Annotated in this window: 12 protein-coding genes; 7 read left to right on the top strand and 5 right to left on the bottom strand. The window is 58.8% G+C overall.

Annotated elements, in window-relative coordinates:
• Positions 1 to 25: 25 nt before the first annotated feature.
• Both C1N84_RS00835 and C1N84_RS00830 read right to left on the bottom strand, forming a co-directional pair.
• On the bottom strand, positions 26 to 985 hold the full coding sequence (locus C1N84_RS00835) for a D-2-hydroxyacid dehydrogenase family protein (RefSeq protein ID WP_264441888.1): 960 nt from the start codon (positions 983 to 985) through the stop codon (positions 26 to 28).
• Positions 960 to 2,564, bottom strand: a complete 1,605-nt coding sequence (locus C1N84_RS00830; protein ID WP_264441889.1) for an EAL domain-containing protein — start codon at positions 2,562 to 2,564, stop codon at positions 960 to 962. The genes C1N84_RS00835 and C1N84_RS00830 overlap by 26 nt, the downstream gene beginning before the upstream one ends.
• A gap of 212 nt (positions 2,565 to 2,776) precedes the next feature.
• Between C1N84_RS00830 and C1N84_RS00825 the strand changes: the two genes are divergently transcribed.
• Positions 2,777 to 2,899, top strand: coding sequence for a hypothetical protein (locus C1N84_RS00825; protein WP_394541699.1), 123 nt, complete (start codon positions 2,777 to 2,779; stop codon positions 2,897 to 2,899).
• A gap of 4 nt (positions 2,900 to 2,903) precedes the next feature.
• On the opposite strand, the gene C1N84_RS00820 is transcribed toward C1N84_RS00825, so the two are convergent.
• Positions 2,904 to 3,980 (bottom strand): AI-2E family transporter, encoded by a 1,077-nt coding sequence (locus C1N84_RS00820; protein WP_150059640.1) that lies wholly within the window; start codon positions 3,978 to 3,980, stop codon positions 2,904 to 2,906.
• A gap of 208 nt (positions 3,981 to 4,188) precedes the next feature.
• Between C1N84_RS00820 and C1N84_RS00815 the strand changes: the two genes are divergently transcribed.
• The 3 genes from C1N84_RS00815 to iolB all read left to right on the top strand — a co-directional run bounded on the left by C1N84_RS00815 (position 4,189) and on the right by iolB (position 8,372).
• Positions 4,189 to 5,412 (top strand): MFS transporter, encoded by a 1,224-nt coding sequence (locus tag C1N84_RS00815; RefSeq protein WP_262265141.1) that lies wholly within the window; start codon positions 4,189 to 4,191, stop codon positions 5,410 to 5,412.
• 615 nt (positions 5,413 to 6,027) lie between these two features.
• Positions 6,028 to 7,533 carry a CoA-acylating methylmalonate-semialdehyde dehydrogenase gene (locus tag C1N84_RS00810; RefSeq protein WP_021507389.1) on the top strand — a complete coding sequence of 502 codons (1,506 nt, stop codon included), beginning with the start codon at positions 6,028 to 6,030 and terminating at the stop codon, positions 7,531 to 7,533.
• A 23-nt stretch (positions 7,534 to 7,556) separates the two neighbouring features.
• A complete protein-coding gene (gene iolB / locus C1N84_RS00805) occupies positions 7,557 to 8,372 on the top strand; it encodes a 5-deoxy-glucuronate isomerase (RefSeq protein WP_058759327.1) in 816 nt (271 codons plus the stop codon).
• A gap of 86 nt (positions 8,373 to 8,458) precedes the next feature.
• Here iolB and C1N84_RS00800 read toward each other — a convergent pair whose 3' ends face one another.
• Both C1N84_RS00800 and iolC read right to left on the bottom strand, forming a co-directional pair.
• Positions 8,459 to 9,301 (bottom strand): MurR/RpiR family transcriptional regulator, encoded by an 843-nt coding sequence (locus C1N84_RS00800; RefSeq protein WP_088516544.1) that lies wholly within the window; start codon positions 9,299 to 9,301, stop codon positions 8,459 to 8,461.
• Positions 9,302 to 9,709: 408 nt separating this feature from the next.
• Entirely contained in the window at positions 9,710 to 11,623 is a 1,914-nt protein-coding gene (gene iolC, locus C1N84_RS00795) for a bifunctional 5-dehydro-2-deoxygluconokinase/5-dehydro-2-deoxyphosphogluconate aldolase (RefSeq protein WP_264441890.1), read from the bottom strand.
• A gap of 545 nt (positions 11,624 to 12,168) precedes the next feature.
• Between iolC and iolD the strand changes: the two genes are divergently transcribed.
• The 3 genes from iolD (at position 12,169) to iolE (ending at position 16,147) form a co-directional block, all read left to right on the top strand.
• A complete protein-coding gene (gene iolD / locus C1N84_RS00790; RefSeq protein WP_021507393.1) occupies positions 12,169 to 14,103 on the top strand; it encodes a 3D-(3,5/4)-trihydroxycyclohexane-1,2-dione acylhydrolase (decyclizing) in 1,935 nt (644 codons plus the stop codon).
• A 64-nt stretch (positions 14,104 to 14,167) separates the two neighbouring features.
• Positions 14,168 to 15,181: a Gfo/Idh/MocA family oxidoreductase gene (locus C1N84_RS00785; protein WP_021507394.1), complete on the top strand. Its 1,014-nt coding sequence runs from the start codon at positions 14,168 to 14,170 to the stop codon at positions 15,179 to 15,181.
• A gap of 69 nt (positions 15,182 to 15,250) precedes the next feature.
• Entirely contained in the window at positions 15,251 to 16,147 is an 897-nt protein-coding gene (gene iolE / locus C1N84_RS00780; protein ID WP_211727642.1) for a myo-inosose-2 dehydratase, read from the top strand.
• Positions 16,148 to 16,171: the final 24 nt, after the last annotated feature.

Here is a 16,171-nt window from a genome sequence, read left to right as displayed (position 1 = left end):
CTGATGCTGTCGACGCGCCGGGGGCTTAAAGCAGCGAGCGCAGCGGCGCGCCGTGCAGCCAGCCAGCAATATCTTCCACCGCCTCGCTGAAGTAGGTGCGGTAATTAGTGTCGGCGACGTAGCCCAGATGCGGCGTCGCCAGCACGTTCGGCAACTGACGCAGCGGATGATCGGCCGGTAGCGGCTCCTGTTCAAAGACATCCAGCCCGGCGCCCGCCAGCTGACCAGACTGCAGTGCGCTGATCATCGCCTGCTGATCGACAATCCCGGCGCGCGAGGTGTTAATCAGCAGCGCACCCGGCTTCATGTGCGCCAGCGCCGCGCCGTCCAGCAGATGACGGGTGCGCTCACTCAGCACCAGATGAATCGATACCACATCGCTCGCCCCGAGCAGCGCCGGCAGCGAAGCCATCTTCTCTGCGCCGCACGCCGCTGCGCGTGCTTCGCTCAGGTTCTGGCTCCAGGCGCACACGCGCATGCCAAAAGCGCGCGCCACGTTAGCCATCTCACCGCCAATCTTGCCCAGCCCAAGCAGGCCGAGGGTTTTGCCGTGCAGCGCCATGCCCAGCGTATGCTGCCACGCACCGTTGCTGCGCAGCGCCTGGCTCTCCGCCGGGATATGGCGTGCCAGACCGAGCAGCAGCCCCCAGCTCAGTTCCAGCGGCGCCGCGCTGCTACTGGCGGTGCCGCACACCGCAATCAGCCGTTCGGCACAGGCGTGCAGATCGATTGAGGCATTGCGCATGCCGGAGGTGACAATCAGCTTCAGATTGGGCAGGCGGCCTATCAGCCGGGCGCTGAGCGGCGTGCGTTCGCGCATCACCACCAGGATGTCGGCGTGGGCGATGTGAGCGACCAGTTCATCTTCGTCGGCGTAGTGGCGGTGCAGCGCGCTAGTTTGTACCTGCGGTTGCAGCGATGCCCAGTCGGCCAGCGACAGGGCAACATTTTGATAATCATCAAGAATGATGCAGTTCAGGCTCATGATGGTCCTCAACGGGAAGCGGTTGGCGCCCCTGCTGATTAAGCCAGGCGCGAAGCTGGTTATTGTCCATCGGACGGGCGTAATAATAGCCCTGAATAAATACCACGCCACGCTGCTGCAGATACTGAAATTGCAACGCGGTTTCTACCCCTTCACCCAATACCTCGAGCTGCAGCTTGTGGCACAGATTGATGATGGCATCCAGCACCGGGGTTTCGATCTCCAGTCCTTCAATGGCGTTGATAAAGCCGCGGTCAATCTTCAGGTAATCGAGCGGGAAGGTCATCAGATAGGAGAGCGCACAGTGGCCGGTGCCGAAGTCGTCAATCGCCACCTTCATGCCGTGCGACTGCAGATAGCGCAGCTTGCGCGACACCGCGTCGCCGTCCTCGATCAGGCTGCGCTCGGTAAGCTCCAGCGTGATCAGCATCTGTTTGTCACGGATGTTGCGGGCAAAACGCATCATGTCCTGCACAAAATCGGGGTGTTGCAGATGCTCAGCTGCGAGGTTAAAGCCAATGTGGAAGCCCGGTTCAACCTGCCAGCTCTGGATATCTTCCGCCATCATCGCCAGCAGATGCTGGGTCAGCGGCACGATCATGCCTTCCGCTTCGGCATGGCTGATGAAGATATCCGGGCGGATCATTTCGCCGTTGGGCCGCTGCCAGCGCATCAGCGCTTCCGCACCGGTGCAGCGCTGAATCCCGGTGCTGTACACCGGCTGATAGTGCACCGTGAACTCACGGTTGCGTATCGCCCGGCGAATTTCATCCGCCCATGAGAGGCGGCGGCGCAGCCAGTTGGCGGTCAGCACCATCAGCAAAATCGAAAAGATGGCGGCCATTGGCAGGAAAATTAGCAGCGCCTGACGCCAGGCTTTGATCAGCTCGGCGGCGGGTACCGTCACGCTGACGCTGATTGGATAGCGGCTGGACTCCGCCTGATAGTTGGCGCTGCTGAGGTACAGCAGCTCTGGCTGGTCGTGCGGACCGCTGGCGATGGGGCTGCCGCCGTTGAAGCGCAGGCTCATCTGATAACGGTTCGACTCGCCGATGGCGCGCATGAAGTCCATCAGATACTGGCCATCAATCACCGCCCAGAAACCGCTGCTGTCCGGCAGGTGACGCACGAAAATCACCGCCGGACGATCCGGTACGCCGGAGGTGCCGCGAATCGACAGGCTCCACCAGGCTTTGCCGGTCACCGGCGGCGACTGCATCATCATCCCGGCCAGCGTGTCGTGCTGCAGCCCGTAAGCCGACGAGCAGGTGATTTCGCTGCCCTGCAGGGTACCAATCGAGCGGAAATAGGCATTAAGGGTGCCGGCGCGCTGCAAATCTTCATCAATATCGGCGCAGCGACGATTCTGGTACTGACGCAGGCGGGTCACCATATCCCAGGCGCTGTCGCTCATCTTTTCTGCCTGCGTCAGCAGGGCATTGGCGGTGGCAATTTGCTGCTGGCTGACCGTATGGCGCGCCTCAATGGCTGTGCAAAATATGCCCAGCACCAGCGGTAATAACCCGGCACAGACAATCAACAGCCAGCCAAAATCGCGTTGTCGTTTTTGCAGAGGCACCAGACTTTCCTCGGTCGGTTTAAGCAGCATTCAGGGAGCGCGTTACGGCGTCAGCAGCATAACACTTTCCCGCGGCCGTGCATGTTAGCGTTTTGATTTTCCACCAATCTGATACAAGTCAATTATGGTTCGCGCTTTGCGTTTATTGACAATGTTTTGCCGTTACTGGCATTTCCCGGCAGGAAAAAGCCTGTGGCACGAGATGAGTAAGAATGTTGCGCCAGAATCATCAGGCATGGCGATGCGCGCTGACGCCATACGGCGGCGGCGTCACTGCGCAGGGAAGCTGCCAGACGATCGGCAAATACCGATTGTCTGGCATCGTGGCGTGGTAAGACGTTACGGGCGCGGCGCGGGCCGGTTATTTTTGACGCGCAGGCGCGGTTTGGGGCGGCCATTACCCAGCATTATCGCCAGCCGGCTGCCGCCCGGCGTGGTTTCCATCAGGATTTTGGTGACGCTGGTCAGCGGCACCGACAGCAGCATCCCGACCGGACCGAGCAGCCAGCCCCAGAAAATCAGCGACAGAAATACCACCAGCGTTGACAGCCCCAGCCCGCGTCCCATCAGGCGCGGTTCCAGCATATTGCCAAACACCATGTGAATGGCACTGAACAGCGCCGCCACCAGCACGGCGTCATACACATCATTCAACACCAGCGCCTGAATAAACGGCGGCACACCGGCGATAATCGGGCCGATATTGGGGATAAAATTGAGGATAAAGGCGACAACGCCCCAGAACAGCGCAAATTTGACGTCCAGCAGCATCAGCACCAGCCACACCGCCAGCCCGGTAATCAGACTGACCAGCGTTTTCAGTGCCAGATAGTGCGTGACGCCCTTTAGCGCTTTGTGCAATCCGGCGATGCGGATCTGCGGATTCATCATCGCATTGCGCAATTTGTACGGCAGATGGTGCACCTCAAACAGCATGAACACCACGGTCAGAATCAACAGCACTACGTTGGTCATGGCACCGGAGAACTGCGCCAGCAGCGTGGTGGCCATGTTCATAATCACATTGGGATCGAGCCGTGCCGCCAGTGCGCTGGTGGAGATATTGATATGAAACTGTGCGGCGAAATGCTGCAGCACCGTCAGCTTCTGTTCCAGCAGGCTGCGGATTTGTGGATAGGTATCGCTGAACTCGCTTACCGAACTGGCCAGCACCCCGACCAGCAGCAGCATCACAATGAAGATCACCGTGATCACCAGCGAGATCGCCACGCCGCGCCGCAGACCCCGGCGCATCAGCAGGGTCACCAGCGGATTAAGCACAATCGCCAGGAAGCTGGCGAGTAAGAAGGGCACCAGAATATCCGACGCGGCACGAATGCCCGCCAGAATAATCACTAACATCGCCAGCTTGACCAGGATGTTCTGGCCAATTTTCTCCTGTGGCTTTTCGTTCATTCCCTCTCCTGAATGGTGGTTCGCTGTGGAAAGTGTAGTTGAACGCCAGTAAGTAATTGTTTGTTTAGGAGTAAGCGAAGCGAACCCGATAAGCACCGCCGGAGATACCGCCATCAGCCCGCCGCTAATCGACGGTGCGCACGGCGAGAAAAGGCGTATAGTGAAGCTTCAGCTATAAAAATTCCGTCAAACACGAGCGCAATCACTCATGCCTGACCAGCCCGCCGCGGCCGAATACAGCCGTTTTCGTCTGAATTTACAGATTCTCTCCATCGTGAAGTTCAACTTCGCCACCTATCTCACCATTGGCCTGCCGCTGGCGGTGCTGCCGGGCTTTGTCCATGACGGCCTGGGCTACAGCGCTTTCTGGGCCGGCGTGGTGATCAGCCTGCAATATGTTGCCACGCTGCTGAGCCGTCCGCATGCCGGTCGCTATGCCGACAGCTGGGGACCCAAAAAAGTGGTGGTGCTTGGGCTGTTTGGCAGCCTGGTGAGCGGGCTGTGTATTTTGCTGTCGGCGCTGATAGAGGAGCAGGAGGTGCTCAGCCTCGCGCTGCTATGCCTCGGGCGCGTGCTGCTGGGCGTCGGGCAGAGTTTCTGCGGCACCGGCACCTCGCTGTGGGGCGTGGCGAAAGTCGGCTCGCTGCATATTGGCCGGGTGATCTCCTGGAACGGCATTGTCACCTATGGCGCAATGGCGATTGGCGCACCGCTTGGAGTGATGATCTTTCGCAGCGGCGGCCTGCTGCTGCTCTCCAGCGTGATTATCGCCATCAGCGTGCTGGCGATAGTGCTGGCGCTGCCCCGTGCGCCGGTGAAAGGCAGCAAGGCCAAACCGCTGCCGTTCCGCGCGGTGCTCGGTAAGGTGTACGGTTTTGGCCTGCTGCTGGCGATGGGCTCGGCGGGCTTTGGCGTGATCGCCACCTTTATCACCCTGTTTTATCAGGAGCAGGGCTGGGACGGTGCTGCCTTCGCGCTGACGCTGTTCAGCGCTGCGTTCGTCGGCATGCGCCTGCTGTTTCCCAACGCCATTAATAAGCTCGGCGGACTGCGCGTCGCCAGCCTGTGTTTTGCCGTCGAGGCGATTGGCCTGCTGCTGGTGGCGGGCGCGTTCGATCCGTGGATGGCGAAGTTCGGCGCTTTTCTCACCGGCGCCGGTTTCTCGCTGGTGTTCCCGGCGATTGGCGTGGTCGCAGTTAAAGTGGTGCCGCAGCAGAACCAGGGCAGCGCGCTGGCCACCTACACTGCGTTTATGGATCTGTCGCTCGGCATCACCGGTCCGATCGCGGGCTTTATCATGAGCTTCGCCGGCGTACAGCTGGTCTACCTGCTGACTGCGCTGCTGGTGGGATTTGCGCTGCTTTGTACCCTGCGGATGATCAAGCGTCAGGCTGAGATGCCAGCCGGGGACGCGGCGTCCAGGTCGCCATAAATGGCGCCCCTACAGCATGACAGAGCGCGCATTGATGCGCACCGGGCAATCGACGGGGCCAACACCGCAGGGTGCGCATTGATGCGCACCAGGCAATCCACTGCGGCAATCACGCATCGGATGGGGGAAACAGCTGAAAAAAAGGCCTCCGACCGAGGCCAACACTAACAAAAGCGTGTCGCTAAGACACAGATAAGGGTTCGTTTCACATCGCATTGTCTGCAGATGCTGCAAAGAAAACATTTATTTCGTTTTAATTGAATTATGAAATAACGGATATTGGATCTGCCTCGCAAAAATTTCATATTTCGTTTCATCCAGCCACGCTCCGGCGCTGACCCTCTCGCTGACTGATCGTCCTGCTAATCTCACTGCTGCTGATTACGGGTGCAGGCCGCATCGGCATTGTCATCAGGCCCGCACTTTGCGCCAGTCCGCTGACGCTGGCGGAAAAATGCGATCCAGGCCGCTAAAAGTAAATTTTCCAAAAAGAACTATTTGAAAAATTTATTTCACTGTAATAGCTTCATAGCACGCTTTCCGTATTGCCTGATCGGGCGCGACCCAGACTGACCCGCGGCCTGCAGGGACCTTACAAATCAAAGAGGCAACGACATGACTATCGTAGGAAACTTTATCGGCGGCAAAATCACGCACAGCGCCAGCAACGAAACCATTCCGGTCTACGATCCGGCGACCGGCAAAGTGATCCGCGAACTGACGCAAAGCACGGCGGCAGAAGTGGCGCAGGCCATTGAGGTCGCCCATGCGGCGTTTCCGGAATGGTCGAAAACGGCGCCGCTGCGTCGTGCCCGCGTCATGTTCAACTTCAAAGCGCTGATGGAAAAACATCGCGATGAACTGGCGGCGCTGATTGTTTCTGAGCACGGTAAAGTCTGGTCCGATGCGCTGGGTGAGCTGACGCGCGGCATCGAAGTGATCGAATTTGCCTGCGGCATTCCGCACCTGATCAAAGGGGAAAACTCACCGAACGTCGGTTCCGGCGTCGACAGCTATTCGCTGATGCAGCCGGTGGGTGTGGTCGCGGGTATTACGCCGTTCAACTTCCCGGCGATGGTGCCGCTGTGGATGTTCCCCATCGCGCTGGCGTGCGGTAATACCTTTGTGCTGAAGCCGCCGGCGCTCGATCCTTCTGCCTCGGTACGCATGGCTGAACTGCTGAAAGAAGCGGGCCTGCCGGATGGCGTGTTCAACGTGGTGCACTCCTCAAACGAAGACGCCGAGCAGCTGTATAAAGATCCGCGCATCGCGGCGGTCAGCTTCGTCGGCTCGTCCGGCGTGGCCGAGCACATCTACAAAACCGCCAGCGCGCATGGCAAACGCGTGCAGGCCTTCGGCGCCGCGAAAAACCACGCCATCGTGATGCCGGATGCCGATCTGGATGCCACCGTGAACGCCATCATGGGCGGTGCTTTCGGTTCTGCCGGGGAACGCTGCATGGCGCTGCCGGTGGTGGTGGCGGTTGGCGATGATACGGCTGATAAACTGATTTCGCGCCTGACGCCGCTGATCAAAGCGCTGCGCGTGGGGCCGGGCATGCAGCAGGGTGCCGAAGAGAATGAAATGGGGCCGGTGGTATCCGCTGCGCACCAGAAGAAAGTGCTGGGCTACATCGACAAAGGTGAGCAGGAAGGCGCGACGCTGGTGGTTGACGGACGCGGCGTGAAAGTCGCGGGCCATGAAGAGGGCTACTACGTTGGCGGTACGTTGTTCGATAACGTCACGCCGGAGATGGTGATTTGGCGCGAAGAGATTTTCGGACCGGTGCTGAGCATCATGCGCGCCAGCGACTTCGACAGCGCGCTGCAGCTGGTAAATAGCCACGAATTTGGTAACGGCAGCGCCATCTTTACCAGCAACGGCCACACCGCCCGTGAGTTTGTGCATAACGTGGAAGCGGGCATGGTGGGCGTCAATGTGCCGGTGCCCGTGCCGATGGCGTTCCACAGCTTTGGCGGCTGGAAGCGTTCGGTGTTTGGTGCGCTCAACGTGCACGGTCCGGACGGGGTGCGTTTCTACACCCGCATGAAAACGGCAACCGTGCGCTGGCCGAGCGGTCAGCAGACCGTTTCTGAATTCAGCATGCCAACGCTGGGTTAATGTCGCGCAACAGGAGAAACAGGATGTCACTGATTTCAAAAGTGCAGCAGCCGGACAGCCACGGGCGTATCCAGCACGTGACGCCCGAGAGCGCCGGCTGGGAATATGTGGGCTTTGACGCTTATCTGCTGAAAAAGGGCCAGACGCTGCGGTTAAGCAGCGGCGAGAGAGAGCTGTGCCTGGTGCTGGTGGCCGGTCTGGCGTCGGTGAAAACCCGCGACGCAGAATTCCCTGGCATCGGTAAGCGCCTGTCGCCGTTTGAGCGCACGCCGCCTTACTCGGTTTACGTGCCGCATCATGATGAGGTTGAAGTCACTGCCGACAGCGATCTGGAGCTGGCGGTATGCAGTGCGCCGGGCAGTGGCAACCTGCCGGCGCGGCTGATTGCACCGCAGGATGTTGGCGTGGAGCACCGTGGCAAAGGGCGCAACCAGCGCCTGGTGCATAACATTCTGCCGGATAATCAACCGGCCGACAGCCTGCTGGTGGTGGAAGTGTATACCGACGAGGGCGCGACCAGTTCGTACCCCAGCCACAAGCACGATGAGAAGGACAGCCCGGACGAAACCTATCTGGAAGAGACCTATTATCACCGTTTCGATCCCGAGCCCGGTTTCGCCATGCAGCGCGTCTACACCGACGACCGTTCGCTCGACGAGTGTATGGCCCCGTATAACCGAGATGTGGTGACGGTGCCGCGCGGGTATCATCCGGTGGCGACGCTGGCCGGTTACGATAACTATTATCTGAACGTGATGGCCGGGCCGGTACGGCTGTGGAAATTTACCTGGGAGAAGGATCACGCCTGGGTGAACAGTGAGCAGTATCCGCGTCGTTAATCGGGTCTCCGCGCGGTCGCCGGAAATGCGCACAGATAAAAAAAGGCAGCCAGATGGCTGCCTTTGTTCCATTCGGTACCCGGGGTTTATTCGTTGCTGCTGTTATTCAGCGCCAGCGACACCGCCAGGGTTTGCGCCAGGCAAAGCGAGGCCACCTGCGAGCGGAAGCCATCTACCTGCGCTTCGCGCACCACAAAACAGACATCGCTGAACGCCGCCAGCGGGCTGACCTGGCTGTCGGTGATGGCGATCTGATGCGCGCCACGTTTAGCGCCCAGCTCCACCAGTTCCACCGCTTCACGCGCATACGGCGAGTAGCTGATGGCGATGACCACGTCTTTCGGATTCACCATGCTGAGCTGTTCAGTGAACATGCCGCCCAGGCCATCAATCAGAAAAGCGCGACGCTCCAGATGGCGCAGCGCATACACCAGATACGAGGCCACGCTGAACGAGCGGCGCAGACCGATGATGTAGATGTTCTCCGCCTCATTGAGCATTTTCACCGCTTTGTTCAGCTGGTCGGGATTCACCTGCATCGCCAGCTGCTGCAGCGCCTGGCTGTTGACCATGGTAAAGACGTTGAGGATCTCCACCGGGCTCTCCGGTGAGCTGGCGCTGTCGTCGGTGGCCGTCTGGCGGAACAGGCGCGCCCGTTCGGTATAGTTCACGGTCTCTTCCATCAGGTGCTGACGAAAGACCTGTTTCATTTCGTTGAAGCCGCTAAAGCCGAACGCGTTGGCGAAGCGGATCAGCGTGGAGGGCGGAACATCCGCCTGCTGGGCGATAGAGGCGACGGTATCAAACGCGATGCTGTTGCTGTTATCAAGGATATAACGAGCCACCTGCTTCAGGCGTTTACTCAGCGTCTCGTAGCGACGACGGATATCGTCCTGTAACAAGGTCAATTGCGTTGGGTTATTGGTCATTACTTCGGCCCGTCAGAAAAGGAAATATGGCTGGATAATGAGCGCTATAGTACCAGATGGATGGAAAATTTCATTTGTTTGACGCTATCGTGAAGGCTATTTCATCGGTTTATGAATTGCCTCACAAAACTCAGGGGGTTGAAGGCTTTCCCTCACCCTAACCCTCTCCCGCAGGCGGGAGAGGGGACAGTCCGGAGCGGTTTATCAGGCGGGTCGCAAGGTTTTGCTTCTTCATTCAGTGAGAGAGGGGACAGTCCGGAGCGGTCTGACAGGCCTGGTACAATGCTTAACGACCTGCCTGAACGGCTCCCTCTCCCGGTGGGAGAGGGCTGGGGTGAGGGCATCCGCGCGCAACACACTAAAAAGCGGCCCGTCAGGCCGCTTCTCAGTACATCCTCTTCAAATCCGTCAGCCGCGCGCGGCGCGCCAGTAGCCAATCAGGCGCAGATAATTGCCTTTCACGGTCTCAATCAGCGCCTTATCATCCAGCTCACCGTTCAGCCACTGGCGTGACGGCTGGCCAAAAATGGTGCGACCCACGGCAAAACCTTTCACCCACTTCGCCTGCGCGGCGGCGGCGAAGCCAGCTTTCAGCTTCTCTTCCGGCGCATCAAGGCCGAGTAACAGAATGCCGCGACAGTGCGGATCCTGCTGCTCAATCAGCTCGCCGATCGCCTGCCAGCTCTCCGCCGTCAGCGGTGGTAGCTTCCACCAGTCCGGCTGAACGCCCAGGCTATAGAAGTGGCTCAGCATGTCGTAATAGTAGGACTCGTTACGGTCCGGGTTGCTTTCCGGCAGAATCACTTCCAGCAGCAACTCGTGCCCGCTTTTGTTACAGCTGCGCCACACGTCAAGAACCAGTTCGTCCTGCTCTTTACGCAGTTCAGCACTGTCATGGGGATGGTAAAACACCAGGCATTTGACGACGTGTTCGGCCGGCCAGTCCACCAGCTGAGAGCCAATATTGCCGTGCTCAAGACGCAGTGGCCGTGAGCTCGGCAGCTCAATGGGCCGCCCAATCCACCAGTGCTTGCCGGTGATGGCGTTGAGCGCTTTCTGGCCATACGTGGTATCCGCCAGGATGCCACTCTTCTCATTGAGACCGGCTTCGTTAGCCGCCTCCTGTGCCGCCTGCAGCAGCAGCAGTTTCAGCTGCGGAATGCGCTCCTCGCTGACACCCGCTTCGCGCGCCATATCGGCCAGCTGTTTACGGTGGTCAAAGGCGAACACATTCAGCTCCGGCCACTGCTGCTTACGCGTGGTAACGCGATGCAGATGATTGAGGCGCGCGTCCAGATCCGGGCGTTTCACCGCGTTATCGCGGCTGAGGAAATCGTCCAGTTCCTCTTTGGTTGGCATCGCCGGCGCACAGCCGTGACGGGATACCACCAGCGCGCCACAGGCGTTGGCGTAGCGGCACGCCTGCTCCCAGCTCTCATCGTTGAGCCAGCCGCGCAGCAGGCCCGACATAAACGCATCGCCGGCACCCAGCACGTTGAGCACCTCAACGCGCACGCCGCTGTGCAGGCGCGTCTGTTCCCAGCTATCGGGAATCTCGCCCTCAAACACCACACAACCCAGCGGCCCGCGTTTGCAGACCAGCGTGGCGCTGCTGGCCTTACGCACATTTTTCAGCGCGGTCAGCGTATCGGTACTGCCACCAGCGATATGGAACTCTTCTTCCGTTCCGACGATCAGATCGAAATAGTGCACCACTTCCTGTAGCTGCTGCGTCACCTGGCCGGATTCGATGAAACGCGTTTCACCGTCACCCAGTGAGGTCAGACCCCATAGCACCGGGCGATAATCAATATCCAGCGCGGTGCGCAGGCCGTTGCGCCGGGCGATATCCAGCGCTTTCAGCACCGCCGCCCGCGTGTCCGGATGCGACAGGTGGGTGCCGGTTACCGCCACGGCGCGGGACGAGGTAATGAACTCTTCGCGAATATCCTCGGGAACCAGCCCCATATCCGCACAGTTGTCGCGATAGAAAATCAGCGGAAAGGTCTCTTCGTCTTTGATGCCGAGAATCACCAGCCCGGTCAGGCGCTGCTTATCGGTGATCAGCCCGTCAGTATTGCAGCCCACGCGCTGCAGTTCTTCACGCAGGAAGCGGCCATTGTGTTCGTCACCGACGCGCGCCAGCATCGCCGACTTCAGCCCCTGAATCGCGGTGCCATAGGCTACGTTGCCAGAAGAGCCGCCGAGGTATTTGTTAAAGCTGGTCATATCTTCCAGGCGCGAGCCAATTTGCTGGCCGTAAAGATCGACGGCGATGCGTCCAATACAAATCACATCAAGCCGCTTCTGTTGTGTACTCATACTGATGGTTTCCTTCTGTGATAAGCAGACACGGCGGGCGCTGCCGCCCACTATCAAGCGCAATGCTTCCGGGGTCTCAGGGTGCCTGACTGGCTATGTGGGCAGTATGAGGAATAAAAATTCCAAACACAATATGAAATGAAACATCCATCGCGATTTTGTGAGCCAGGTAAAACTCTGGTGCCGCCACCTTTCCCGCCCTTTACGGCTTGCCCGTTTCGCGGGTGCTCTGGCTTGTGAGCCAGCTCGCAGGAAATGATGACGGATGAGAGGAAGCTGCTGACGTGAAATGAAATTTCGTTATGATGGCTGAGGCACAGCAGGCTGTTTCACTTTGCTGTCATCCCGTCCCGTCATCGCTCGCGTTTCAGCGCCGAATTTGATCTTCATCGCAAAATGAAATGTTTCTTCTGTAATCAGGTTTAATGGAAAAAACATTTGTTTATAATCGCCACACGTTTCACTTAGCGTCGGGCGCGTTTTCACCGCCGACCCGAACCGCGTCGTACCCCCTGAGCGGGTACCACATGTAAAGGAAGAAGCATATGGGCACTATCAGACTGACTACCGCACAGGCGCTGGTGAAATTTCTGGATAACCAGTACCTGAACGTTGACGGCGTTGAAACCAAATTTGTGCACGGCATCTTTGCTATTTTCGGCCACGGCAATGTGCTCGGCCTCGGCCAGGCACTGGAGCAGGACAGCGGCGATTTACAGGTGTATCAGGGCCGTAACGAGCAGGGTATGGCGCACGCTGCCATCGGTTTTGCCCGGCAGTCGCTGCGCCGTCAAATCATTGCCTGTACCTCTTCCGTCGGACCGGGTGCCGCCAACATGATTACCGCGGCAGCCACGGCAACAGCCAACCGGATTCCACTGCTGCTGCTGCCGGGCGATGTGTTCGCCACGCGCCAGCCGGACCCGGTGCTGCAGCAGATCGAGCAAAGTCACGATCTCAGTATCAGCACCAACGATGCCTTCCGCGCAGTGAGTAAATACTGGGACCGCGTGAGCCGTCCGGAGCAGTTGATGACCGCCTGTATCAATGCGCTGCGCGTGCTGACCGATCCGGCGGAAACCGGGGCGGTAACGCTGGCGCTGCCGCAGGATGTGCAGGGCGAAGCCTGGGATTTCCCGGAATACTTCTTCCAGAAACGCGTGCATTTGCTTGACCGGCGTCTGCCGACGGCGGCCCAGCTGGACGCGGCGCTGGCATTGATTGCGCGTAAGCACAAGCCGCTGATTGTAGTGGGTGGCGGCGTGAAATACTCCGATGCCGGTCAGGCGCTGCTGAGCTTTGCCGAGCGTTTCAATATTCCGTTTGCCGAAACGCAGGCCGGCAAAGGCACCATCGTTTCCGACCATCCGCTGAACGTGGGCGGCGTGGGTGAAACCGGCTGTCTGGCGGCGAACCTGCTGGCCAAAGAGGCCGATCTGGTGATCGGTATTGGTACGCGCTATACCGATTTCACCACGGCTTCAAAATGGATCTTCCAGCATCCGGAAATCAGCTACCTCAACATTAACGTCAACAACTTCGACAGCTACAAGCTGGATGGCGTGCAACTGCTGGCGGATGCACGCGAAGGATTAACCGCGCTGGAAGCCGGACTGAACGGCTTTGAGAATCACTGGGGTGGTCAGATTGAACAGGCGCAGAGCAAGCTGCTGAAAGAGACGCAGCGCGTGTACGCCGCCACTTTCAACACCGACGACTTTATTCCGGAAATCGCTGACCACATCGATCGCACCGCGCTGTTCGCCGAGTTTGAGCGTTTGACAAAGTCGGTGCTGACGCAGAGCAGCGTGCTGGGCACCTTAAACGAACAACTGCCAAAGGATGCGGTGATTGTCGCCGCCGCCGGCAGTCTGCCGGGTGACCTGCAGCGCGTATGGCGCACCAAAGATTACAACGCGTATCACGTTGAGTACGGCTACTCGTGCATGGGTTACGAAGTGAATGCCGCGCTGGGCGTGAAGCTGGCACAGCCGCAGCGCGAAGTCTACGCCATGGTGGGTGACGGCTCGTTCATGATGCTGCACTCCGAGCTGGTCACCTCGATTCAGGAAGGGGCGAAAATCAACGTCATCCTGCTGGATAACATGACCAATGGCTGCATCAACAACCTGCAGATGGAACACGGCATGGACAGTTTTAACACCGAGTTCCGCTTCCGTAATCCGCAGGGCGGCAAGCTGGATGGCGGCTTCGTGCCGGTTGATTTCGCGGCGATAGCCGCCGGCTACGGCTGTAAAACCTACCGTGTCACCACGCTGGAGCAGCTGAAAGCGGCGCTGGAAGATGCGCAGCAGCAGACGGTTTCGACCCTGATTGACATCAAAGTGCTGCCAAAAACCATGGTGCACAAATACTTCAGCTGGTGGCACGTCGGCGTGGCGCAGGCTTCCACCTCAGAGCGGACGCAGCAGGTGGCCGACAAGCTCAATCAGCATATTCAACAGGCGCGTAAGTACTAACCCTTTTCAGGCCGGCGCTGTCCGGCCCGTTTTACCCTACTTATCCGACTCTACAGGTGTAATTATGACGCTCAAACTCGGTGTAATCGGTACCGGCGCAATTGGTCAGGAACATATTCGTCGCTGCAACAACGTGCTGCAGGGCGCAAAAGTGGTGGCGGTTTCAGACATCAATGTGGAAGGTGCGCGCGCGGCGCTGCAGCGGCTGAATATCCAGGCCGAAGTGTATCAGGATGGTCATCAGGTAATTAACTCGCCGGAAGTGGATGCCGTGCTGGTGACCTCGTGGGACCCGACGCATGAAGAGTTCACGCTGGCCGCGATTGCCGCCGGGAAACCGGTGTTCTGCGAGAAGCCGCTGGCGCTGAGCGCAGAGGGCTGCCGTCGCATTGTTGACGCCGAGATCGCGCACGGCAAACGTCTGGTGCAGGTGGGCTTTATGCGCCCGTATGATGCCGGCTATCGCGCGCTGAAAAAGGTGATCACCGACGGTGACATCGGCGAGCCGCTGATGCTGCACTGCGCACACCGTAATCAGAGCGTCGGCGAGAATTACACCACCGACATGGCTATTACCAACACCCTGATTCACGAGCTGGATGTCCTGCGCTGGCTGACCGAGGACGATTACAAAAGCGTGCAGGTGGTGTTCCCGCGCACGACCTCAAAGTCACACGCGAAGCTGAAAGATCCGCAGATCGTGCTGTTTGAAACGCAGAAGGGCATCCGCATCGATGTGGAGATCTTTGTGAACTGCGCGTACGGCTATGACATTCAGTGTGAAGTGGTGGGCGAAGAGGGCATCGCCAGACTGCCGGAGCCGTCGGCCATTCAAATGCGCAAAGATGCCCGCCTTGGCAACGCGCTGCTGACCGACTGGAAAGATCGCTTTATCGACGCCTACGACGTTGAGCTGCAGGCGTTTATCAATGATGTGAAAGCGGGCCAGCTGAGCGGGCCTTCCGCCTGGGACGGCTTTGCCGCGTCGGTGGCTGCCGATGCCTGCCTGAAGGCGCAAACTAGCGGTGCGATTGAGCCCGTTGCCATGCCGCCGCGTCCGGCGTTTTACCAGAAATAATCAGGCGCGTGCGCTAAACCTATCCACGGCAGCGGATTACCGCTGCCTCTCTGTGTCAGGGAGCTGAAAATGAACCAAGAGAACGTCAAACTGGCGATTGCGCCGATTGGCTGGACCAACGACGACATGCCGGAACTCGGCAGCGAAAATACTTTCCAGCAAACGGTCAGCGAGATGGCGCTGGCGGGTTTCACCGGCAGCGAAGTGGGCAGCAAGTATCCGCGCGATCCGGCGGTGCTGAAGCCGATGCTGGATATCCGCGGTATGCAGATTTGTAACGCCTGGTTTAGTACCTTTTTTGCCAACGGTGACAAAGCGAAAACCATCGATCAGTTCATCAATCACATGAATTTCCTGCACGCCATGGGCGCGCGCGTGATTGGCTGCTCGGAACAGAGCAAAAGCATTCAGGGCACGTCGCTGCCGGTGCTGGAGCAGAAGCCGGTTTTCACGGACGAAGAGTGGCGCCTGACGGCAGAAGGTTACAACGAACTGGCGGCGATCGCGGCGCAGAAAGGAATGCGCGTGACGCTGCATCATCACATGGGCACCGGCATTCAGACGCCAGCCGAAATCGACCGTTTTATGGCAATGACCCACGATAACGTCGGTCTGCTGTACGACACCGGCCACATTTACTACTCCGAAGGATCACAGCAGGTGATGCTGGATGTGCTGACCCAGCATCTGCCGCGTATTTTCCACGTGCATCTGAAGGATGTGCGTGACAGCGTGGTGGCAGAGGTGCGCGCAAACTCGCTGTCGTTCCTCGACGGGGTGAAAAAAGGCACCTTCACCGTACCAGGCGATGGCGTGATCGATTTCAAACCGGTATTCAAAATCCTCGATGATTACGGCTACAAAGGCTGGATGGTGGTCGAAGCGGAGCAGGATCCGGCCATCGCTAACCCATTCGAATATGCAGTGAAAGCCCGTAAATATATTCGTGACAATGCCGGGCTGTAAGTTAGCGTGTTAATTAGCGCAATG

The sequence above is a fragment of the Pantoea sp. SGAir0418 genome (assembly GCF_043529865.1).
The sequence above is the reverse complement of the archived record's forward strand: the minus strand, read 5'-3'. Positions and strand labels throughout refer to the sequence as shown.